Consider the following 20,533-nt stretch of genomic DNA (forward strand, 5'->3'; position numbering starts at 1 on the left):
TTGAGGGCTCATAACGACATTAAGTGCGACCTACTTGGGCTGGGAGACCGAGAGCGTCCGGCGGAGGAAGTTACTTTTCCACGAGGGTGAGGACGTCGTAGGTGGCTACGACCTCGTCGTCCTGGTTGGTCAGGACCGCGTCCCAGGCCACCTCGCCGTACTCGTCGGTCTCCCGCGGGGTGATCTTCTTGGCAGTGAGGGTCACGCGGATGGAATCGCCGGCGGCAACAGGGGTGATGAAGCGCAGGTTCTCCAGCCCGTAGTTGGCCAGGACCGGGCCGGGAGCAGGCTCCACGAACAGTCCGGCACCCCAGGCCAGCAGCAGGTAGCCGTGCGCCACGATGCCCGGGAAGAACGGGTTGGCCTCCGCGGCTTCCTGGTTGGTGTGGGCATAGAAGGTGTCCCCTGTGGAGTTGGCGAACGCCGTGATGTCCTCGAGGGTGACCTGGCGCAGGTCGGAGCGGACGGCGTCGCCGATGTTCAGCGTCTCCAGTGACTTCCGGAACGGGTGGGTCCCCTCGGTGTCCACGGTGAAGTTGCGGTCTGAGCCTGCGTGCCAGACACCTGTGACGGCAGTGAGCATGTTGGGCGAGCCCTGGATGGCGGTGCGCTGCATATGGTGCATCACCGAACGGATGCCGCCCAGCTCCTCGCCGCCGCCGGCCCGGCCGGGGCCGCCGTGGACCAGGTGCGGGACCGGGGAACCGTGGCCGGTGGAGCTGCGGGCGTCCTCGCGGTTGAGCATGAGGACCCGCCCGTGGTGCGCGGCGATGCCCATCACGAGCTCCTGCGCCACGGCCGGATCGTTGGTGCAGACGGTGGCCACCAGGGAGCCGCCGCCCCGGGCGGCGAGGCGGACGGCGTCGGCGAGGTCCTCATACGCGATCACCGAGGTCACGGGACCGAAGGCCTCCAGCGAGTGGATCGCCTCCGTTTCCGGGTCGTCCCAGCTCAGCAGCACCGGCGACATAAACGCGCCGCCCTCCACCACGCCGGTGGAACCGTCCGCGGACGTGACCGACGGCGAATCGAGCGTTCCGTACGCAAGCTCACCGCCGGCGTCGAGCATGGACTGCACGGCGGCCCGCACATCGGCGAGCTGCTCGACGGACGCCAGCGCGCCCATGGTGACGCCCTCGGCGCGCGGGTCGCCCAGGACCACACGCTCCTGGATCCGCTTGCCGACGGCGGCACTGACGGCGGGCACCAGCGCCCGCGGGACGATGGTCCGGCGGATCGATGTGCACTTCTGGCCGGCCTTGACGGTCATTTCGGTGACCACAGACTTGATGAAGGCGTCGAACTCGGGCGTGCCTTCCACTGCGTCAGGGCCGAGGATGGCGGCGTTGAGGGAGTCGGTCTCGGAGGTGAAGCGCACTCCGCCCTGGACAACGTTGGGGTGGGACTTCAGCGACAACGCCGTGGAGGCTGAGCCGGTGAAAGCCACCAGGTCGCGGTAGTCCAGTACGTCCAGAAGGCCCCGGACCGAGCCGGAGATGAGCTGCAGCGAGCCCTTGGGCAGGATGTTGGATTCGATGATCGCCTTCACCACCGCCGCGGCCACGTATCCGGTGGGAGTAGCGGGCTTGACGATCGTGGGAACCCCCGCGATGAAGGCGGGCGCGAGCTTCTCCAGCATCCCCCACACGGGGAAGTTGAACGCGTTGATCTGGACGGCCACACCGGGAATGCGCGTGTAGATGTGCTCGCCCACAAACGACCCGTCCTTGGACAGCGCCTCCATGGGACCGTCCACCACTACCTGGGAATTGGGCAGCTCGCGCCGGCCCTTGGAACCGAAAGTGAACAGGACGCCGATGCCGCCGTCGATGTCGATCATCGAATCGATCTTGGTGGCGCCGGTCTGGGCGGAAAAAGTGTAGAAGTGCTCGCGGCGGGCGTTCAGGTACTGCGCCAGCTCCTTGAGCTTGAGCGCGCGCTGATGGAACGTCAGCTTGCCCAGTTCCGCCTGGCCGACAGTGCGGCCGTAATCCACGACGGCGGCAAGGTCCAGGCCGTCGGTGCTCACCTTGGCCAGGACTTCGCCGGTGCTCGCGTCCCGCACGGGGACGGCGGACGCGGTCGAACCGGCGTCGGGAGTCCACCAGGAGTCCTGCACAAAACTGGGGACGGTCTCTACGGTGTCGACAGTGGCTTCAGCTGTTGCGGTGGTGGTCATCGTTGACGGGTCCTTCCAACACGGGGACAAACAAAAGCGGCCAGAGCATTACTGACCGTCCGTTCGGTAATATATCTACAGTACATGAATGTCCCATGCCGCACACTAGAACTTCAGCGACTTATTAGGAGAACCCATGACCGCCCCATCCCAGGACAGCACCGCCTCAGCCCCGGAAGTGACTGACGCCGCACTCTGGAAGATCACCCTGGGCGAGCTCGACGAGAAGATGGGCGTCAAGATCGTGGAGGAATCCGTGCAGCGTGTGGTGGCCACCATGCCGGTGGAGGGCAACAGGCAGTCATTCGGCCTGCTTCACGGCGGCGCGTCCCTGGCGGTGGGCGAGGCCGTGGGATCCTGGGCAGCGGTCATCCACGCCAGCACGCTGGGCAAGACGGCTGTGGGTGTGGATGTCTCCGCCACGCACCACCGCTCCGCCCGCGACGGCCAGATTGTCATCACGGCCACCCCCATCCACCTGGGCGGCACGCTGACCACGCATGAAGTGCTGATCACCAACGGCGCCGGCCAGCGGCTGTGCACCATGCGCATCACCAACCTGCTGATGAACCGGAAGAAGTAGCCCCTTCGCCCAACTGGGTAGCAGCAGATGTCGCTTTGAGCCCTCATACCGACATCTGCTGCTACCTAGTTGGGATGCCTGTTCCGGCGGCGGACCAGCAGCACCAGGACGCCGACGGCGATGGCCGCCACGGCTGCGCAGGCTGCGGTCAGCACGCCATCAGCCCCGGTGGTGGCCAGCTTCGTGCTCGCCAGGTTTCCGGCGGGGAGGTTTCGGTCCGTGCGGCTCGGGGCAGGGGGCTCGACGACGGTCGCGGACCCTGCCGGGGCCACGGTACTGGGCGTGAGCGGGGCCTGCGCCGCTGGCAGCACCGGCACCGGCTCCGGTTCCGGTTCGGTTACCGGAGGCTGCGGCTCCACAGGTCCGGTGCCCGCCAGGGCAAATTCGAAGTCGCTTGCCCCGGACGCGCTGAACCCGTTCACCGTTTCGGCGGTGAAGCTGAGCGCCCCGGAAACGGCTTCGGTGGCAGCTTCCGGAGCCGTGAACTGCCAGTTCCCCGCACTGTCGACGGGCACGTAGAACGGTGCCTGCCCGGTAACGGTGATCCGGACGGTGGACCCGGCAGCCAGGGCAGAGGCAGGGGCTGCCGGCACGTTCCCGGCGATAGTTTGTCCGGGCTCATACATCCCTCCGGGTGCTGGCGATGTCACTGCCGGCCTGTTGAGGAAGACTTCAAGCTGGTAGTCGGGCAGGACTGCCATGGCATCGTCCAGGGTGGCAGCGACCGCGAAGTTCACCGGCGCACCGGCGCCCTCGCCGGCAGCGTGGATACCCACCGCATAGTTGCCGCTGAGCCAGGGCCCACCGGAGTCGCCGCCGCTGGACTGGACCGCGAACGAGAGGAACCCGCTGAACGCCCTCAGGTCCAGGGGATTCCCGGAGCGGCCCTGGACCACGTAGATGCCCACCTCGTCGATCGTTCCGCAGGACCATGCGGAGGTCCGGCCGGACCGGCACACCGGCTGCCCCTCCACAGGAGCCGCGGTGCCGATGATTTTGACGTCGGGACCGGCTTCCGACGGATCGCTCCAGGTACTGGCGGCGGGCTGCGGTTCAAGGCCGGCAGCTATCGAACCGATCACGGCGACGTCGGTCCCCACGTTGCCGGGGTTGTCCTCGTCCCCCAGGATGCTGCTGTTGCCTGGGCCACCGAACTGGCTGAACCCAAATGTCCCCAGCGGCTCCGCGGGCGTCCAGATCGGAAATTCCAGGCTGGCCTGCTGCGCTTCACCGTCATTCGAACAGTGCCCCGCGGTGAGGACCGAGGGCAGGCCGGCGGGGTCGAACGCCGAAAACCCGGTGGAACAGACTTCCCAGGTGTCGGCGATGTAGCCCTGGCCGCCCATCAGGTCCGCTTCCGGCGCCAGGTCCGTGCCGGCGTCGAGCTCCACATTGGCGAACCGGGCCACGAAGTCCTCGGCGGACACCTTCCCTACACCCGCCGCCGGGACGTCCGGGGCTGCAGGCGTGGTGCTCCGGGTGGTCGATTCCGAGGCGTTCCTTCCGCCCGTGCGGATGACAAACTTGCCGTCAGACTTCGCCACGGCCTGGAGACCCCGGGGGCCCACCTCCCGGACATAAGCCTCGAAAAGCTGCTGCGTGCTGACCGCCAGTTCCGCCCCGTGCGCGCCCTCAGCGGCCACCGGGGCAGGTGGCTCGAGTGTCAACGCGGGGCTGGTGGCGGCGAGCTCCGCGATCCGTTCCGCCAGCTCCGGCCCGGAGCCGCTGACCAGGATGCGGCCGTCCTGCAGGCGGCCGTCCTGCACGCGCGTTCCGGTGTAGCCGGGGACGCTCCGCAGCGCCTCGGCGATCCCTGCGGCCTGCCTGCCAAGCTCAGCTGCCGCGTTGAACTCCCCGGGCGTGAGGTCCAGGTCGCGGGATACGGCGTCCGCCAAGCCCGCGTCGCTGACGCCCGTACCTGGACGTGGGTCGGAACGGAGTCCATCACCCACCGAAGCTTGGGCAGGGGGAGGTTCCGTGGATTCCGCGGACGCCGGGACAGCCGCCATCACCGAACCCAGCAATATACACGCCGCCGCACCAACCGCAAAAATTCGCTTCATCCCAGCCCCCCAAACTGGTCAAGATCCTATTGAACCACCGTGGTGCCGAGCAAGGACCGGACTGCGTGGAGTTCGGCGTCGGTCAGGCCATGCCGCAGCAGGAAGGTTCCCGTGTCGAGTTCCCGGACGAACGCAACCACGGTGCGGCCGCGCTCTTCCAGCAGGGGCGCCAGTTCGGCTTCCTCGACGTACCGTTCGCGCGCATGCGGCGGCCCGTGGGTGCGGTAGCGCTCGTTGATGGCACGGGCAGCCCGGGCATAGCCGTTGGCGATCCGGTCATCAGAATCACCTGCGAGATCCTGCAGCATGGCCCCCACCATGCCGCTGCGGTCCCTGCCGGCAGCACAGTGGACCACCACCCCGCCCGCCGGCGCGCCCTGGGCGACAGCACGGAAGACGGCGACGATGCTTTCCGGAAACAGCCGGACGTTGTGGACGTAGTGGGCGGGGTCGTTCAGGTACGGTCCGCACAGTTCCGTGAACCGCGGGTGGTCCGGTTCTTCGGTGGGCGCGGACACGATCCGCAGGCCGGACCAGGCCTGTTCGGTGACGGCCGGATCGGTGTCCCGGCGCCGCGCTTCACGGGAGTTACGGAGGTCCACCACGGTGCGGACGCCGTCGTCGTACGCCTGCCGCCAGCCGGCCTCCGTGAGCCATTCGCGGCGGCCCATCCGGTAGACGCCGCCGGCCACGTGCCAGGCGTTCACAGCCCCGTCCCAGTCCACCGGGCCCCCAGGTTTGTCCATCCGGACAGCTAACCACATGAGGGTGAAGGCTGCACGTACATGAGTAGGTAGCCCGGGCCTGAAAATAGGGTACTCCGGGACGGTGACCGCCGCCCCGGGCAAGCGTACCGTGGCACTTATCCTCACCCGCGCTCTGATCAATCTAGGGGACACCAAATGACAAATTCAGCAGGACGACGGCGGCGCTCGGCTTTTGCGGCCGGCCTCGCAGTCATGGCCATGGCACTCGGTTTTACGGCCATTCCGGCGGAAGCAACTGCGCCTCCGAAGGACGTGGACTACGTCGCCGTTGGTGATTCGTATACGGCGGGGACAGGCGCCGGGCCATTCGTGCCCCATCCCGGGTGTATCCAGACCGCTGGCGGGTACGTGGACATCGTGGGCGCTACGAGTCCAGTCAATTTGGTTGCCAACGCCGCCTGCCACGGAACCTTCATCAACTGGAACGACCCCAACTTCCAAATTCCGAGTGTCATGCAGCAGATCGCCTCCCTGAGCGCGGCCGGCCTGCTCTCGCGCGATACTGAGCTTGTCAGCCTCACGGCCGGTGCAAACGACGCCGGAGTGAATGCCGTTATTCCCGTCTGCTCCACGTCTACGGAAACGGCCTGCAAACAAGCCGTAGCAAGCGCAGTCAAGTTGATGCCTTCTGTGGGTGCAAACCTCGCCCGGGCTCTGGCGGCTATCCATCGTGCTGCCCCGAATGCCAAGATCGCGGTACTGGGCTACCCCCGCTTGTTTGATCCCACAGGCGGTGCGCCCATCATTCCGCCCGCCAACCAAGTTCTGGTGAATCAGGGCACGGCGCTCCTGAACGCTACTATTGCGACGGCCGTTGCTACGGCCAAAGTCTTCTATCGAGCGAATGCGCAGTACATCGATGTCACCGCCCGGTTCAGGGGCCACGAAGTAAACTCCGCAGACCCATGGATCGGGCTGTATCCCAACCCAGACCCAGCTAACCCCACGCCGGATCCCCGGAACTTTCACCCCAATCCCGCCGGTCATCGGGCGTATGCCGATGCCCTTGTGGCTGCAGTAAACCTTCCGGCGCTCGCCCGGCGGTAACCCCGGCCCAAGGATAGAAGAGCTCGTTAGCGCAGGCTCGCCAGCGCCCCCTACCGGCGCTTGGCGAGCCTGTGCTCCAGCCCGGCGCGGACCATGGGCCACTCGTGCTCCAGGATCGAGAACACCACCGTGTCCCGGAGCACGCCGTCCTTGGTGCGCGAGTGGTTGCGCAGCACGCCGTCCTGCTTGGCGCCAAGTCGGGCGATGGCCTCGCGTGACTGGTGGTTGAGCCAGTGCGTCCGGAATTCAACGGCCGGGCAGCCAAGAGTCTCGAAGGCGTGGCCGAGAAGCAGCAGCTTGGAGTCCGGGTTCGTGCCGGTGCCCTGGACGGACGCCGCGTTCCAGGTGGAGCCGATCTCCACCCGCGGCGTGCCGGCGTCGATATTCATGTACGTGGTCATGCCGATGATCCGGCCCGGACCGCCCGTTGCGGGATCGATCAGCCGGGTGGTGAAAGGCAGCATGGACCCCTGCTCCTGCAGGCTGATCCGGCGGCGGATCTCAGCCGCCATCTCCTCCGGCGTGGGCACGGACGTGTACCAAAGCTTCCACAGCTCGCCGTCACGGGCAGCCTCCACCAGGCCGTCATGGTGGGCCGGGCGCAAAGGCTCGAGGATGACGTGCCGTCCGGCAAGGGTGATGGGTTCAAGGAAAGTCACTGCACCAGCCTAGGCCCACCCGGCACCACACCGTAGGCTGGGAACGTCCACCGCCGGATGCCATCGAGGAGTTGACGTGTCAGGACCCAATCCCGATCCGCAGGACGACAAGGTCACCGGCCTGGAGCCCGGCGGCGGTGTGCCGCCCGGCGAGACTCCGCCCGGCGAGGGGTCCGTGGCAGGCACGCAGGAACCCAGGCAGCGGGGTTCCGGGAAAGGCATCCAGGTCATCTGGTTGACTGCCATCGGAGCCGGCGTTCTGCTGTTCCTGCTCTTCTTCGTCGGCTACATCGTGGGGCTACTGGACTAACAGCAGCAGCTGGCCGCTCCTAGCTGGGCCAGTCGAAGAAGCCCTTCCCGGCCTTGCGGCCCAGCTCGCCCCGTGCCACCTTGTCCCTGAGGATCTGGGGCGGCGCGAACCGGTCCCCCAGCGTCGAGTGCAGGTACTCGGCGATGCCCAGCCGCACGTCGAGGCCCACGATATCCGTGGTCTTCAGCGGGCCCGTCGGATGCTTGTAGCCCAACACCATGGCGGCGTCGATGTCCTCCGCGGACGCCACGCCCTCCTCCACCATGCGCATCGCTTCCAGCGCGATGGCCACACCCAGCCGTGAGGAGGCAAAGCCAGGAGCATCATTAACGACGACGGCGGTCTTGCCGAGTGCCTCGACCCACCCTTTCGCTGCGGCCGCCAGGTCCGCGGACGTCTGCTCGCCGAGCACCACTTCAATGAGGGTGGAGGCGGGGACCGGGTTGAAGAAGTGCAGGCCCAGGAAGTTCTGCGGCCGCTTCAGTTCGCGGGCCAGGCCGTTGACGGACAGGGAAGAGGTGTTGGACGCCAGGAACGCGTCATCGGCCAGGCGCTCCTCGATACCCCGGAGCGACGTGACCTTCAGGTCCCAGTCCTCGGGCACGGCCTCGACCACCAGCCGGCGGTCGGCGAAGTCGTCGTAATCCACCGTGACTGCGAGCCGGGACACCATCTCGTCGAGGTTGCCGTCCGTGGCGCCGCGTTCGATGCTCTTGGCCGCAGCGGATTCCACCCGTTCCCGGGCCGCTTCCGCGGACTCTTCATCGCGCTCCACCACCAGGACGTTGGCCCCGTTGATGAGGAAGGCGTGGGCGATTCCCGCGCCCATGCGGCCGCCGCCAAGCACACCGACGGTGGAAGGAAGGTTTGAATTGGTCATCTCTGCTTCTTCTCTGTCTTCTTGTCGCCCGACTTTTTGTCGAGGAATGCCTGCATGCGGTCAAATTTGGCCTGGGACTCAAAGAGGATCCCCTGAGCCAGCTGGTCGATCAGGGGGTGGGCCTCGGCCGGGGCATGGAACACGGACTTGGTGATCCGCACGGCCAGGGGGTCCTGGCGCCCGATCCTGTCCGCCAGGTTGTGGGCGGCGTCCATCAGCTCCGGGGCCTCGTGGATTTCCGTGATGAGGCCCGCGGCCAAGGCGTCCTCGGCCTTGAGCACCAGGCCCGCGAGCAGGATCTGCTTGGCAAGCGGTTCGCCCACGAGTTCCTTCAGCCGCCAGCTGGCACCTGCTGCCGCAAGGATGCCAAGCCCTGTCTCGGGATTGCCGATCCGGACGCTGGGCGTTCCGATCCGGAAATCCGCGGCGTAGGCGAGCTCGGCACCGCCACCCAGGCAATAGCCATCCAGCGCGGCAATGACGGGCATGGGCAGCCTGGCAATCCGGACGAAAATCGTGGAGTTGATGCCCTGCAGCGCATCGTCCCGCCGCCTCTCTCGCAGCTGGGCGATGTCCGCCCCGGAGGCAAACACTCCGTCCACGCCGGCGATAATCAGGACTTTCGGGTTCTGCTCCAGCGCGGCGCAGACCATGTGCAGTTCGTCCACCATCCGCTGGTCGATGGCGTTCCTCACCTCCGGGCGGTTGAGGAGGACCACCACGCGGTCCTCCCTTTCCTCAACCAAAAGGGTGCTGAAGTGTTCGTTCGCGAAGTCCCGGGCAGCCACTAAACGCGCTCCAGCAGCATGGCCGTGCCCTGGCCCACGCCGATGCACATGGTGGCGAGGCCAATCCTGGCGTCCTCGCGCTCCATCCTGCCCAACAGGGTGATGGCGAGCCGTGACCCGCTGGAACCCAGCGGGTGCCCCAGACTGATGGCGCCGCCGTCGTTGTTCACGATGTCCGGGTCCAGGCCAAGCCGCCGCATGCTGGCCAGCGACTGTGTGGCGAACGCTTCATTAAGTTCGACGGCGCCAAGGTCACCGACGCTGAGGCCGCTCCGCTTGAGGACCTTCTGGGTGGCGGGGACGGGCCCGATGCCCATGATTTCGGGCTCGCAGCCGGCGGAGGCGCCGTCGATAATGCGCGCACGGGGTGTCAGGCCCAGCCGCTCGATGGCGGCCTCAGACGCTACGATGATGGCGGAGGCGCCGTCGTTGAGTGTGGAGGAGTTGCCGGCGGTGACCACCGAGCCGCCCGGGACCACGGGGCGCAGGCCGGCGAGGACGTCCATGGTGGTGCCGGCGCGGGGGCCTTCATCTGTGTCCACGACGGTTTCGGCTTTCCGGGACTTGACCGTCACGGGAACGATCTCGTCCTTGAACCGCCCGCCGGCGATGGCGGCGAGGGACCGTTCGTGGGACCTGACGGCGAAGGCGTCGGCGTCCGCCCGCGTGATGTCATCCACCCGTGCCACTTCCTCGGCCGTTTCGGGCATGGAGTACGTCATCTTGCCGTCGCGCGCCAGCGCGCCCTTCTGGAACAGCGGGTTGACGAAGCGCCAACCGATGGAGGTATCGAAGATCTGGCCCGGCTTCGCAAAGGCGGTTGCAGGCTTCTCCTGGACCCACGGTGCACGGCTCATGGACTCCACGCCGCCGGCGATCACGATGTCCGCTGCACCGGACTTGATCATCTGGCTTGCCTGGATGATGGCACTCAGGCCGGAGGAGCACAGCCTGTTGACGGTGATGCCGGGGATATGAAGGGGAAGTCCTGCCAGCAGGGTTGCCATCCGCGCCACGTTGCGGTTTTCCTCGCCTGCACCGTTGGCGTTGCCCAGGATGACTTCATCAATGGTGTCCGGATCCAGCCCGGCCCGGGTTACGGCTTCCCGGATCACCAGTGCGGCGAGGTCATCCGGACGGACCGGGGACAGCGCCCCGCCGTATCGTCCCACGGGGGTGCGGACACCGCCAACGAGAAAAGCCTGTGGTCCTGCGGTAGCTGACGCCATGGAAACATCCTTCACGCGATAAACGGCACTGTCATCGTCGGGCAGCCAAGGGATTCACTCACTTACCGACCGTTCGTTCTGTAAAGACTACACTGCGACAGCAAGGGGCACCAAGGCCCACCACTTCAGGAGTCTTTGTCCACTTACGGCGACTTCCGGGGCGGCGAAGTCTCTATAAGTGGACAAAAACTCGCGATGTCAGAGAACGACGACGCCGAGATGGGCAGCCAGGAGCGGAGCCAGGAGGCCGAGCTGGTAGTCATCAATGACCACCCCCGCGAGGTTGCCTAGGCCGTTAACGCTCCGGAGATCCGTCCCGCGGAGGTCGAAGTCCTTCAACCTGGCGCCGGTGACATCCAGGGTGCCGACGGTGCAGTTTTTCAGTGTCACCCTGGTGGCCGTGGCGGAGCCGAGGTCCAGCTCGTTGATGATGCAGTCGCTGATGAGGACATCCGTCAGTTTGGACCCGCGAAGGTTGAGGAAGTCCAGCTTTCCGCCATCGATCCGGACGGACTGCCACCCGCTTTCGTACAGCTCAGCGGAACCAAGCCGGGGGTTTGCGATGTGCACGTCCCGCCAGGTGGTGCGGGCAGCAGGAAACACAGGCGCGTACAGCTCGGCCAGGATGCAGTCGCGGAACGTGGCGCCGCGCAACTGAGTGTCATTGAAGGAGACACCCTGGAACTCGCACTCGGCGAAGTCCGCGCCGGTCAGTTCGATACCGTCAGCAGCCACACGGCTGTACCGGACGCCGTCGTACCGTTCTCCCCGCCGGAAGTCCGGCACAGGGTCATCGGTGAGTACGTCCAGCAGGACCGGCGAGAGCCGGGGGCCGGCAACCCCGGGCGCCTTTCCAGCCACTAGAGCGATTCCGCTTTGGCCGCAATCTCCGCCAGGTCCTTGGCCAGTGCTTTGCGCGTCATGCTCATGCCGATCTTCCCGAACAGGGCCATCGTGATCTTGCTCAGCGCGGTGGGCTTGACCACGTCAGCGCCGAACGTCAGCGTCAGGTCCGTGCCGCCGTCGCGCTCCGACAGGCTGAACCGGGAGGTGTAGTCGGCGCCGCCCTGAAGGGCCTTGACCGTGGTGCTGCGCGGCGGGTCCGCCTGGGCGACCCACATTTCGACCGTTTCAGACTTGCCCATCATGGTGCGCGTTTCCTTCCAGCGGGTGCCCTCGCCGTACGGACCCTCGCTGAGCATCTGGACGGAATCGATTCCGGACAGGGTGGCCGCCGAACCAGGAATGTCCGAGATGACGGACCAGACCTTTTCCGGCGAGGCGTGGATGTGCTGAGTGAGGCTGGTGCTGTGATCCATGATTCGAGCCTAGCCCGGCGCAGTGACAATCAACAGGCATGGGTCATCCGCAAAGGCTTGAAATAGTAAGCATGCTTCGTGTTATTGTGAAAAGGCATTGTTTGATCAGTCGGAAACGAAAGGCGGCACCATCATGGGCCTCGGAGACAAGATCAGTAACGCAGCGGAAGACATGGGCGGCAAGGCCAAGGAAGCAGTCGGAAACGCCACGGACAACGACCGCCTCAAGGCTGAGGGCCAGAAGGACCAGGTCAAGGCCGACGCGAAGAAGGTTGGCGAAAACATCAAAGACGAGTTCAAGCGGGACTAGTTCCTGCGCTGCGGCGCTGGCCGGATCAGTGAGTCGGATCACTGAGCCGGATCACTGATCAGCTCGCTTCAGGCAGCCCACAGACGGGCGACGGCGAATTCCCATGGGGGATCCGCCGCCGCCCCTTTTTTGTGCCAAAAGCACCGCGTGCTCCCCACCCGAATCGATGGCGGGAACGGTTCCCTTGCCACCTGAGGCGCGCCCGTCACCATCCGCTGCGGGTCGGGGTATGTCCTTGGCGGGAGTCTTCCGGCATCGTCATCTCGGCCCGCAACCCGAGCAACCGGATGGGGCGGCCCGGCTCGATTTTCCCTACAAGGTCGAGGGCGCGGGCCAGCACTTCCGCCGGGTCCGATGTCTCGGGGATCTTGCGGGCGTACGTCTTGGTGAGGAACGGGGCGTAGCGGACCTTGAGCGTCAGCCCGATCACCGGCCGCCCCTCGGCAGCGACATCTTCCAGGACGTGCGCCGTCAACTCCCTGACGGCGTCGTCAATCTGCCCGGTTTCAGTCAGGTCGCGCTGGAACGTGGTTTCCCGGCTGTGCCCGCGTGCCACCCACGGTGTGTCGTCGACTGTCCGCGCGCCGTCACCCCGTGCGAGCTGCGCATACCAGGGACCCATCTTCGGGCCGAACTCGGGGACCAGGTCATCAGGATTGGACGCTGCCAGCTCGGCAACCGTCTCGATGCCGAGCGTGGCAAGGCGGCGCGACACCTTCGTTCCCACGCCCCATAGGTCGATCGTCGGCCGGCTCCCCATAACGTCGAGCCAGTTGTCTTCCGTAAGCCGGAACACGCCGGCCGGCTTGCCGAACGTCGTCGCCACCTTGGCGCGGACCAGGGTGTCACCGATGCCGACGCTGCAGTGCAGCCGGGTCTCCTCATGTACGGCGTGCTGCAGCTGCCGGGCGTAAGCCTCCGGATCTTCCGTCTGCACGCCAACAAAAGCTTCATCCCAGCCGAGCACCTGAACCGTGGCGCCCGGCTGCGAGCGCAGCACCGACATGACTTTTTCCGACGCGGCGAGGTACGCATCCTGGTCGACGGGAAGGATGACGGCGTCGGGCACTTTCCGTGCGGCGATGCGCAGCGGCATTCCCGAGCCGACGCCGTAAGCCCTGGCTTCGTAGGACGCCGTTGACACTACGGCCCGCTCGGTCGGATCACCGCGGCCGCCAACGATCACCGCCTTGCCCGCGAGCTCGGGCCGGCGGAGCACTTCGACGGCTGCGATGAACTGGTCAAGATCGACATGCAGCACCCACGGTTCGCCCACAAGCCCCAGTTTGCCCCCGCCGGGCGCTCCGCACCACCGCCCGGCGCCATCGATTGCTCCGCAAGAGCCCTTTTGGGGCCTCAAAACGGCCGTTACGGAACAATGGATGGGAATTAACGACGACGGCGCGCCGCCCCGATCAGGGGCAACGCGCCGCCGTCGTACTTCTTAGGTGGAAAGCCTTAGCTGAAGAGCTCGCTCTTGGGCTCGTTGCTCCGGACTTTCTGCCAGCCCAGCCACAACATCAGCGCGAAGAACGGGATGGTGGCCAGGGTCCAGAGGCCAAGGTGGAAGACCTCGCCGGTCTTGCTGGTCATGGTGTCGAAGCCGATCAGCACCGTGATGGCCAGCAGGGCAACCAGGCCGGCCCAGCTGCTCCAGGTTCCGCCCGGCGCGGGCAGGGAGGAGACCTTGCCCTTCTTCTTGCGCAGCGCGATCTGGCTGGCGAAGATCGCGCCCCAGGTGAAGATCACGCCGATCGAGGCGGAGTTGAGCGCCAGGTCGAAGGCGTGCGAGCCGCCCAGCCAAATGTTGAGCAGGATGCCGACGAGGTAGACAACGCCGATGGCCAGGATCGCGGCGTACGGCACGTGGTTCCTGGACATCCGGGTCAGCCACTCCGGAGCGTGCCCGTTGTTGGCCATGGTCCGGAAGATCCTGCCGATCGAGTAGAGGCCCGAGTTGCAGGAGGAGAGCGCGGCGGTGATGACGATCATGTTCATGACGTCGCCCATCCAGGCGAGGCCCATCTGGCCGAAGACTGTGACGAACGGCGAGGTGCCGGCCACGTACTGGTCCGAGGGCAGCAGCATGGCCAGGAGCGTCACGGAACCGACATAGAACACCACGATGCGGAAGACGACGGCGCGGATCGCCTTGGGTACTTCCTTGGCGGGGTCCTGCATTTCACCGGCCGTAATGCCCACGAGTTCGATGCCGTTGTAGGCGAATATCACTGCGTTCAGGACCAGGATCATCACGAGTGCACCCTTGGGGAACATTCCGCCTTCGGCCGCGAAGAGGTTGTTCACCGACGCGTTGCCGTCGCCCACCTGGGCGTTGGTGACCACCATGAAGGTGCCCACAGCCAGGAAGATCACGATGGCGCCCACCTTGAGGCAGGATGCCCAGAACTCGAATTCGCCGAACGCCTTGACGCTCAGGAGGTTCACGCCCACAAGCAGCAGCAGCGCCGCGATGGCGGACAGTTCAACAGGCACGTTGGGGAAGAAGAACTGGAAGTACAGCCCGATCGCGATGAGTTCTGCGATGCCGGTCATGGCCCAGTTGATGAAATACATCCAGCCGGACAGGTAGGCGCCCTTCTTGCCGAACATTTCGCCGGCATAGCTGACGAACGAACCAGATGTCTGGCGGTACATGATCAGCTCGCCCAGTGCGCGCATCAGCAGGTAGGCGATGACGCCGGCAATGGCATACGAGAAGATGAGCGCGGGGCCCGTGGAGGCCAGGCGCCCGCCGGCACCCATGAAGAGGCCGACGCCGATGGCGCCGCCCATCGCGATCATGGTGACCTGGCGGCCGCTCAGGGACTTCTTATAGCCCTCGGCGCTGAGGGTGGAGTCGACGACGGCGGATTGCGCCGTGCGGCTCTCGAGTTCTGTGGAGGTACTTTGGGGCACAACAGTTCCTTGTGGGTTGGGGGTTGGCCGCATCCGTAACATGAAGGATTCCGGTCACAAAATTCGGCCTTTCACCCCTGGGGCAGCCGATTGTGATCGGAATCTCTCGTGTCGCCGAAGCTTCGCGCGGCTCCTCCATCCTACAAGAACACGCTGGCAGTGCGTGACGCGGACTACACCCCGGATAGGGCTTTGCCTAATTTTCGACGTCGTTCATTTCGTTATGCAGAACAATGTTCTGTTCTGCATCCTCCCGGACGCTGTATGCGCGCAACGGTTCGGCGCCGGTCCTGGAACATCCCGTTTCGAGGTCAAAGGCGTGCTGGTGGAGGGGACAAATCACCACCTGCCGGTCGATGGTTCCGTCCGCGATTGGACCGCCCCGGTGGGGACAAACGGCAGACAGTGCGCGCAGGGTTCCGTCCCTCAACCGGAAGACCGCCACCTGCTCGCCGTCGACCCCGAAGGCGCGCCCTTCGCCGAGGGGAATCTGGTCCACAGGGCCCAGGGTGTGGAGGCGCGTGTTTGTTGGACATGGGTTCACGGGACTTGGGTTCATGGGGCCCGGGCTCTTGGGGGCGGCGCTCATCGGACCGGCACCTGGGGCAGGACGGTGAGCGGCAGCGACGTCCGGAACTGGCCCGGCGTGAGTGGATCATCGCGTTCGCCCCACGGGTCCACGTAGCTGTCCACGGACTCCTGCATGGCGGCGTCCAGGGCGGCCGCGATGCCCTCTGCATCGTCCACGATCACCGCGCGGAGGTGCTCGATGCCCACCCGCGGCACAAAGGAGTAGGTCCGTTCCAGCCAGTTGGCCTGCTCGCGGTAGTACTGCATAAAGCGGCCGGCCAGGACTTTCACCTCCTCGGGGTCATCCACGGTGGCCAGCAGGTCACCCTTGCGGATGTGCGCCCCCGCCGCGCCGCCCACGTAAAGCTCCCAGCGGCCGCCTTCCACGGCCACCACGCCCACATCCTTGACCAGCGATTCGGCGCAGTTCCGCGGGCAGCCGGACACGGCCAGCTTCAGCTTGGCGGGCGACTCGATTCCCTGGAACCGGGACTCGATCTCGATGCCCAGTTTGGTGGAATCACCCGTCCCGTACCGGCAGAAATCCTTGCCCACGCAGGTCTTCACGGTACGGAAGCTCTTGCCATAGGCGTAGCCCGAGGGCATGTCCAGGTCGGCCCAGACCTGCGGGAGGTCCTCCTTGGGGATGCCCAGCAGGTCAATCCGTTGCCCGCCGGTCAGCTTGATCAGCGGAACGTTGTGCTTTTCCGCGACGTCGGCAATGCGCCGCAGCTGCTGCACTGATGTCACGCCGCCCTTCATCTGCGGCACCACGGAGAAGGTGCCGTCGCGCTGGATGTTGGCGTGCACGCGGTCATTGATGAAGCGGGCATCGCGTTCGTCGATGTAATGGTCCGCGAGCATCATTTTCAGCAGGGAGGCCAGGCCCATCTTGGACTTTGCGTCCTCGGCACTGCCCGGCGCCAAAGCCGTGAAGACCTCGGATACGGAGCGCAGGTCCTGCTTCCGGATGGCGTCCATCAGGGACGGTTTGTCCAGCGGGATCCCCGGCACGTAATAGCTGGCCGCCGGGTCCTCCTCCACGGCACCGTCCGCGGCCCACTCCACCACCTGTCTGACCAGGAGCTTGCAGGAACCGCAGCCCTTGCCGGCCCTGGTGGCGTCCATGGCGCCGGACACCGTGGTGCAGCCGCCCTTCACGGTGTCCACCAGGGCCTTCTTGCTGACACCGTTGCAGTTGCAGACCTGGGCGCCGTCGTCGAGCTCGGCCACGCCCACGTCCCCACCCGGCCCGCCGACGTCGAACATCAGGGAAATCCGTTCCTCCGGCAGCGGCAGCCCGCGGTCATAGGCCTGCGTCAGGTAGGCCACTTTCCGGCTGTCGCCCAGCAGCGTGGCACCCACTATTTTGTTGTCGCGGACGACTATGGACTTGAAGACGCCGCGGCTGGGCTCCGAGAAGACGATGTGCTCGTCCGTGTCGAGTTCCGGGCCGTGCAGCCCCATGGACGCGACTTCCACGCCGGCCACCTTGAGTTTGGTGGCGGTCCGCGAGCCGAGGTAGGCCGACGACGGGTCGGCGCCGGTAACGTGGTTGGCGAGCACCACGGCCTGTTCCCACAACGGTGCCACCAGGCCGTAGACCTCGCCGCGGTGCTGGATGCACTCCCCCACCGCGTAGATATCGTCTTCGTCCTGGACCCGCAGCCTGTCATCCACCACAATGGCGCGTTCCACCGGCAGGCCGCTCAGGACTGCCAGGTCCACGTTGGGCCGGATCCCGGCTGCGACCACCACCATGTCGCAGGCGATGTCCTCCCGGTCCCGGAGGCTGACGCCGCTGACCCTGTCCTTGCCGAGGACAGCCGTGGTGCGGCTCGACGTGTGCACCCGGATGCCCAGGGCCTCCACGCTGCGACGGAGGATGGCACCGCCGTCGGGCCCCATCTGCGCGTTCATGAGGTGCCCGCCGGAGTGCACCACCTCCACCTCGATCCCGTGGCTTTTCAGGCCGTAGGCCGCCTCGAGCCCGAGCAGTCCGCCGCCGATCACCACGGCGCGGCGATGGTGGTCCTGCTGCGCGTGCTGGATCATTTTGCGCGTGTCATCGATGGTACGGAAACCGAACACGCCATGCTTCACGGACCCGCCCGGAGTGTATAGCCCGTCCATCGGCGGCATGTGGGAGCGACTGCCGGTGGCGATGATCAGCGTGTCGTACGGGGTGACCCGGCCGTCGTTGGAAAAGACGTGCTTGGTGAACTTGTCGATCCGGTCAACGCGGACATTGGCGTGCAGGGTGATGCTGTTCTCCCGGTACCAGGACAAGGAGTTCAGGAAGATGTCGGCATCGCTGTCCTCACCTGAGAGCACGTGGCTGAGCATGATCCGGTTGTAGTTGCCATACGGTTCATCGCCGAACATGGTGATGGTGAATTGGTCGGCACCGCCCCTGGCCAGGATCTCCTCCACCGCCCGGGCACCAGCCATCCCGTTGCCCACCACCACCAGGCGGCGGCGTGGTCCGGCTACCGGGTGCCTGCCCTGCGGCCTGTCCAGCACGCTGGTCATCAGTGTTCCACCATGCCCAGGTCCACCACCACGGATCCCCCAACGCCATCCGGGGCGGCAAGGTAAAGCTCCACCACCGAGCCGCCTTCAATGTCCTCCACCACGCGAAGCGGCACGTGGACATCGCTCTTGGCACCGATGGGAAAGTAGCGCATGGGCACGCCGTTGCGCATCAGGACCACCGTGATCAATTCGGTGCTGGAATTTCCACCGCGGAAATACAGGGTCTGGTTGATCACTCCGTCCGGAACGTAGTGCGACAGTTCGCTGTGGATGGGGACCGGCTTGTCCAGCCCGGTGCCCTCGAACGGGAAGATGCCCTGCAAGAAAAGGTTCTTGGTGATCATGGACAGATCCTTTCGGCCGGCGAAAAACTGGCATGGGCCTATCTTCCGCCGCCGATGTTTCCGTCTTCCGGTCCGCGCGTAACTTTTCGCTTACGCAAAACTCACCGTTCCCGGCGTCGGGCCGGCGGGGCTGCCCCCGACGTAATTGCGCGACTTATGCCCACCGCGCCGGAGGGGAAGCCCGGAAATCCAGGGGAGTCGGTTAGCGGCAGGGCCGAAAGTGACGCATTCTGGTCCGGCCGGCCAGCAGGCTTGGCCAGAATCAGGCTTAGTCAGCCATCAAGGCAGGGCTGAAATCAGGCCTGGGCGAGCACGCCGTTGTCCATTGAGTACCGGATCCAGCGTCCGGTTTCGTTTCCGGCGGCGTTCCCGGCCAGGTTTCCGGCAACGTGTCCGCGGGCAGCCTCGCGGCTTTTCCGCGCGCAGCCGGCAAACCATTCCCTGAGGGCGCGGTCGTGGCTGACCATCACCACTGTCCCGGCGAAGTCCGCGAGCGCCGCTTCAAGCTGTTCCACCAATACGGGCGCCAGGTGGTTGGTCGGTTCGTCCACAATCAGGGTGCCGTAACCGCCCAAAAGCAGCCGGGCCAGGGCGAGGCGTCGCTGCTGGCCGGCTGACAGGCTGCCCACGGGGACGTGGAACTCGCTGGTGCGGAACAGTCCCAGGCGCAGGAGGGCCTCGGCATGCTCGTCGATGTTGCCGCCCAGGCCAGCCGCGAATGCGGGCAACAGGCGGAGCGCGGGGCGCTGCGGCAGTTCCAGCTCCTGCTGCAGGTAGCCGATCCGTTCCGGCCGCTTGACGGAGCCGCTGGCCGGTTCCAGCGTTCCCGCCAGGACGGACAGCAGCGTGGACTTGCCGGCGCCGTTGGGGCCGGTGATGAGGATTTTCTCGCCTGCGCCGGCCTGGAAATCTGTGGCTCCCAGCCGGCCGGGAACGCTGACTCCACGGGCCGCCAGCACGGGTGCGCCATCCTGCGACGCAGAGGACCGAGCAGAGGGGTCCACCGCCAGTTCGGCGTTGAGCCGGAGGGGCACGGGCGGGCGGTCCACCGGGCTGGCTTCGAGCCGGCGAAGCCGTTCCTGGGCATTCCGGACCTGGCTGCTGGCCGCTTTCTGCCAGGTGCCTGCCTTGAAGTCGAAGCCCATCTTGTCGCCGTCGCGCTTGCGTCCGTAGCCCATGGTCCCGGCCACGGTATCGGCCTGCCGCTTTTCGGCCTCCATCGCATCAATCCAGGAGTGGTACTGCTGGACCCAACGCTGGCGTTCGGCTGCCTTCTCCCGGAGGTAACCGTCGTAGCCGTTGCCGTAGCGGGTCACGGCGCGGCGCTCGGCATCCACTTCGATAACAGTGGCGGCTACCTTGCGGAGCAGGACTCGGTCGTGGGACACCACTACTACGGTGCCGCGGTGGGCGGCCAGCCGGTCTTCCAGCCAGGCAGTTCCGCGGGCGTCCAGGTGGTTGGTGGGTTCGTCCAGGAGCAGGATGTCGGCCGGGTCAGCCAGGACACAGGCCAATGCCACGCGTTCCTGCTCCCCGCCGGACAGCGACCCGAGGACCCGGGTCCGGTCCAGGCCGCCCAGGCCCAGCCGGTCCAGCGCAGCCTCCACCCGGGATTCCGCGGCATAGCCTTCGCGCAGCTGGTATTCGGTCTGCAGCCTGCCGTAGGTTTCCAGTTCGTCGTCATCGGCGTCGGCCAGGCCCGCCTCCAGCCGGTCGAGCTCCGCTTCGAGGGCGCGCAGCGATGCCAGCGAAGCGTCGATGGCGGCGCCGACGGTGAAGGATTCCGGCAGGCCGTGGGTCTGGGCGAGATAGCCCACCCGGCCCTGGATGACCGTTGTGCCCTCATCGGGAGCTTCCAGCCCGGCCAGGATCCGGAGCAGCGTGGATTTGCCGGCGCCGTTTTCGCCCACGATGGCCACGTGCTCGCCGGCTGTGATGACCAGGCTGATGCTGTCCAGGAGCTGGCGGTCGCCGTAGCCATGGGAAACGCCGGAAAGGTTCAGGTGTTCAGTCAAGAGAAGTCCTCGCAAA

The 20,533-nt window shown here is 66.1% G+C and carries 19 protein-coding genes; 4 read left to right on the forward strand and 15 right to left on the reverse strand.

Annotated elements, in window-relative coordinates; translation table 11 throughout:
- Positions 1–70: 70 nt before the first annotated feature.
- Positions 71–2,179: a phenylacetic acid degradation bifunctional protein PaaZ gene (gene paaZ, locus AU175_RS20580; protein ID WP_066293998.1), complete on the reverse strand. Its 2,109-nt coding sequence runs from the start codon at positions 2,177–2,179 to the stop codon at positions 71–73.
- 136 nt (positions 2,180–2,315) lie between these two features.
- Between paaZ and AU175_RS20585 the strand changes: the two genes are divergently transcribed.
- Positions 2,316–2,762 (forward strand): PaaI family thioesterase, encoded by a 447-nt coding sequence (locus tag AU175_RS20585; protein ID WP_066294004.1) that lies wholly within the window; start codon positions 2,316–2,318, stop codon positions 2,760–2,762.
- A gap of 65 nt (positions 2,763–2,827) precedes the next feature.
- On the opposite strand, the gene AU175_RS20590 is transcribed toward AU175_RS20585, so the two are convergent.
- Positions 2,828–4,825 (reverse strand): S1 family peptidase, encoded by a 1,998-nt coding sequence (locus AU175_RS20590; protein ID WP_066294010.1) that lies wholly within the window; start codon positions 4,823–4,825, stop codon positions 2,828–2,830.
- Between the two features lie 26 nt (positions 4,826–4,851).
- Positions 4,852–5,571 (reverse strand): tyrosine-protein phosphatase, encoded by a 720-nt coding sequence (locus AU175_RS20595; RefSeq protein WP_066294012.1) that lies wholly within the window; start codon positions 5,569–5,571, stop codon positions 4,852–4,854.
- A 156-nt stretch (positions 5,572–5,727) separates the two neighbouring features.
- On the opposite strand from AU175_RS20595, the gene AU175_RS20600 reads away from it, so the two are divergent.
- Positions 5,728–6,639: an SGNH/GDSL hydrolase family protein gene (locus tag AU175_RS20600; protein WP_066294018.1), complete on the forward strand. Its 912-nt coding sequence runs from the start codon at positions 5,728–5,730 to the stop codon at positions 6,637–6,639.
- A gap of 50 nt (positions 6,640–6,689) precedes the next feature.
- Here AU175_RS20600 and AU175_RS20605 read toward each other — a convergent pair whose 3' ends face one another.
- A complete protein-coding gene (locus AU175_RS20605; RefSeq protein ID WP_066294020.1) occupies positions 6,690–7,298 on the reverse strand; it encodes a GNAT family N-acetyltransferase in 609 nt (202 codons plus the stop codon).
- Between the two features lie 76 nt (positions 7,299–7,374).
- Here AU175_RS20605 and AU175_RS20610 point away from each other — a divergent pair, with 76 nt between their 5' ends.
- A complete protein-coding gene (locus tag AU175_RS20610) occupies positions 7,375–7,608 on the forward strand; it encodes a DUF6480 family protein (RefSeq protein ID WP_066294022.1) in 234 nt (77 codons plus the stop codon).
- Positions 7,609–7,627: 19 nt separating this feature from the next.
- Here the strand turns inward: AU175_RS20610 and AU175_RS20615 are convergent, their stop codons facing one another.
- The 5 genes from AU175_RS20615 to AU175_RS20635 all read right to left on the reverse strand — a co-directional run bounded on the left by AU175_RS20615 (position 7,628) and on the right by AU175_RS20635 (position 11,824).
- Complete coding sequence (locus AU175_RS20615) at positions 7,628–8,488, reverse strand: 3-hydroxyacyl-CoA dehydrogenase family protein (RefSeq protein ID WP_066294027.1); 861 nt, start codon at positions 8,486–8,488, stop codon at positions 7,628–7,630.
- A complete protein-coding gene (locus tag AU175_RS20620; protein WP_066294030.1) occupies positions 8,485–9,276 on the reverse strand; it encodes an enoyl-CoA hydratase/isomerase family protein in 792 nt (263 codons plus the stop codon). The genes AU175_RS20615 and AU175_RS20620 overlap by 4 nt, the downstream gene beginning before the upstream one ends.
- Complete coding sequence (locus AU175_RS20625) at positions 9,276–10,505, reverse strand: thiolase family protein (protein WP_066294034.1); 1,230 nt, start codon at positions 10,503–10,505, stop codon at positions 9,276–9,278. Before AU175_RS20625 ends, AU175_RS20620 begins: the two co-directional genes overlap by 1 nt.
- A gap of 198 nt (positions 10,506–10,703) precedes the next feature.
- On the reverse strand, positions 10,704–11,366 hold the full coding sequence (locus AU175_RS20630; RefSeq protein WP_066294043.1) for a pentapeptide repeat-containing protein: 663 nt from the start codon (positions 11,364–11,366) through the stop codon (positions 10,704–10,706).
- Positions 11,366–11,824: an SRPBCC family protein gene (locus AU175_RS20635; protein ID WP_066294046.1), complete on the reverse strand. Its 459-nt coding sequence runs from the start codon at positions 11,822–11,824 to the stop codon at positions 11,366–11,368. The genes AU175_RS20630 and AU175_RS20635 overlap by 1 nt, the downstream gene beginning before the upstream one ends.
- Before the next feature lie 133 nt (positions 11,825–11,957).
- Here AU175_RS20635 and AU175_RS20640 point away from each other — a divergent pair, with 133 nt between their 5' ends.
- Positions 11,958–12,134, forward strand: coding sequence for a CsbD family protein (locus AU175_RS20640; RefSeq protein ID WP_066294604.1), 177 nt, complete (start codon positions 11,958–11,960; stop codon positions 12,132–12,134).
- Between the two features lie 205 nt (positions 12,135–12,339).
- Here AU175_RS20640 and AU175_RS20645 read toward each other — a convergent pair whose 3' ends face one another.
- From AU175_RS20645 to AU175_RS20670, 6 genes are all read right to left on the reverse strand, one after another.
- Positions 12,340–13,410 (reverse strand): DNA polymerase IV, encoded by a 1,071-nt coding sequence (locus AU175_RS20645; protein WP_442855359.1) that lies wholly within the window; start codon positions 13,408–13,410, stop codon positions 12,340–12,342.
- A 182-nt stretch (positions 13,411–13,592) separates the two neighbouring features.
- Positions 13,593–15,053 (reverse strand): amino acid permease, encoded by a 1,461-nt coding sequence (locus AU175_RS20650; RefSeq protein ID WP_066294048.1) that lies wholly within the window; start codon positions 15,051–15,053, stop codon positions 13,593–13,595.
- A 196-nt stretch (positions 15,054–15,249) separates the two neighbouring features.
- Positions 15,250–15,612: a Rieske (2Fe-2S) protein gene (locus AU175_RS20655; protein ID WP_066294613.1), complete on the reverse strand. Its 363-nt coding sequence runs from the start codon at positions 15,610–15,612 to the stop codon at positions 15,250–15,252.
- 26 nt (positions 15,613–15,638) lie between these two features.
- Complete coding sequence (gene nirB / locus AU175_RS20660) at positions 15,639–18,155, reverse strand: nitrite reductase large subunit NirB (protein WP_066294050.1); 2,517 nt, start codon at positions 18,153–18,155, stop codon at positions 15,639–15,641.
- The gene (locus tag AU175_RS20665) at positions 18,155–18,502 is read right to left on the reverse strand and encodes a molybdopterin oxidoreductase (protein WP_066294051.1); all 348 of its coding nucleotides are present in this window, start codon (positions 18,500–18,502) and stop codon (positions 18,155–18,157) included. The genes nirB and AU175_RS20665 overlap by 1 nt, the downstream gene beginning before the upstream one ends.
- 296 nt (positions 18,503–18,798) lie before the next feature.
- Positions 18,799–20,517: an ABC-F family ATP-binding cassette domain-containing protein gene (locus AU175_RS20670; RefSeq protein WP_066294055.1), complete on the reverse strand. Its 1,719-nt coding sequence runs from the start codon at positions 20,515–20,517 to the stop codon at positions 18,799–18,801.
- Between the last annotated feature and the right edge of the window lie 16 nt (positions 20,518–20,533).

The sequence above is a fragment of the Arthrobacter sp. B6 genome (assembly GCF_001663775.1).
GTDB lineage: Bacteria > Actinomycetota > Actinomycetes > Actinomycetales > Micrococcaceae > Arthrobacter.

Coding starts and splice junctions, on each gene's coding strand:
- AU175_RS20625 (WP_066294034.1), bottom strand. CDS start 10,505: ATGGCGTCAGCTACCGCAGGACCACAGGCTTTTCTCGTTGGCGGTGTC.
- paaZ (WP_066293998.1), bottom strand. CDS start 2,179: ATGACCACCACCGCAACAGCTGAAGCCACTGTCGACACCGTAGAGACC.
- AU175_RS20655 (WP_066294613.1), bottom strand. CDS start 15,612: ATGAACCCAAGTCCCGTGAACCCATGTCCAACAAACACGCGCCTCCAC.
- nirB (WP_066294050.1), bottom strand. CDS start 18,155: ATGACCAGCGTGCTGGACAGGCCGCAGGGCAGGCACCCGGTAGCCGGA.
- AU175_RS20590 (WP_066294010.1), bottom strand. CDS start 4,825: ATGAAGCGAATTTTTGCGGTTGGTGCGGCGGCGTGTATATTGCTGGGT.
- AU175_RS20600 (WP_066294018.1), top strand. CDS start 5,728: ATGACAAATTCAGCAGGACGACGGCGGCGCTCGGCTTTTGCGGCCGGC.
- AU175_RS20665 (WP_066294051.1), bottom strand. CDS start 18,502: ATGATCACCAAGAACCTTTTCTTGCAGGGCATCTTCCCGTTCGAGGGC.
- AU175_RS20595 (WP_066294012.1), bottom strand. CDS start 5,571: ATGGACAAACCTGGGGGCCCGGTGGACTGGGACGGGGCTGTGAACGCC.
- AU175_RS20585 (WP_066294004.1), top strand. CDS start 2,316: ATGACCGCCCCATCCCAGGACAGCACCGCCTCAGCCCCGGAAGTGACT.
- AU175_RS20615 (WP_066294027.1), bottom strand. CDS start 8,488: ATGACCAATTCAAACCTTCCTTCCACCGTCGGTGTGCTTGGCGGCGGC.
- AU175_RS20640 (WP_066294604.1), top strand. CDS start 11,958: ATGGGCCTCGGAGACAAGATCAGTAACGCAGCGGAAGACATGGGCGGC.
- AU175_RS20635 (WP_066294046.1), bottom strand. CDS start 11,824: ATGGATCACAGCACCAGCCTCACTCAGCACATCCACGCCTCGCCGGAA.